The organism is Streptomyces sp. A18 (genome assembly GCF_059026065.1).
Genome location: NZ_JBWLKL010000137.1, coordinates 1 through 853 on the forward strand (window position 1 = coordinate 1; position 853 = coordinate 853).

Sequence of the window (853 nt, forward strand, 5' to 3'; positions counted from 1 at the left end):
CGTTTCGCCACAACCAGACCAACGAGCCGACACGCCAACAGTCACATGATCAACCGCTTTTGTTAGAAACAGTAAGAGGGCATCTGATCACCGTTCAGGCCATTGTGGCCGGTATACCCGTTTCGATTCGCCAGGTTGGTATGGATTCTCCCGTCAGTTCGCGGGCCATTTTGTTAGCCATGGTCCAATGGATCATCGTGCGGGATCTCCGCGGCAGTGCTTCGTAGTCCCGTGCCAGGCGGCGGTGCTGCATCAGCCAGCCGAAGGTCCGCTCGATCACCCATCGTTTCGGGAGCGGTTCGAAGCCTTTGGCCCGCGTCCGTTGTACGACCTCCACGTCGATGCGGTGTCTTGCACCGTGGTTGAAGATGCTGCTCTGGTAGCCGCCGTCGGCCCAGACCTTGGACACGCGGGGGTGGGCTGCGGCCAGCTCGTCGAGGAGGATTTTGCCGCCGACGGTGTCGTGCACATTCGCGGCCGTGACCAGCACGGCCAGCACAAGCCCCAGAGTGTCCGTGATGACGTGCCGCTTGCGGCCTTTGATCTTCTTGCCGGCGTCGATGCCCTGACTGCTTTCGGCGACGTTCGTCGAGGTCTTCACACTCTGCGCGTCGATCAACGCCGCAGTCGGCTGCGGGTCGCGGCCGTGGGCACGGCGGGTCTTGTCCCGCAGCAGGTCGTGCACCTGCTGCGTGGTGCCGTCGGCTTCCCACTTGGCGTAGTAGTCGTAGACGGTCTTGCACGGCGGGAAGTCGTGGGGCAGGTACTCCCATGGGATGCCGGTGCGGTTGACGTAGAGGATGGCGTTGACGATCTCCCGCAGGTCGTGCACCCGGGCGGCCGTGCCCGGCCC

The 853-nt window shown here is 63.5% G+C and carries 1 protein-coding gene; it reads right to left on the reverse strand.

Translation table 11 applies throughout. The features are described 5' to 3' along the window. Positions 1–94: 94 nt before the first annotated feature. Positions 95–853 (reverse strand): IS5 family transposase (locus tag AC5P1C_RS43855; RefSeq protein ID WP_493871594.1); only part of this gene is annotated, 759 nt, incomplete at its 5' end.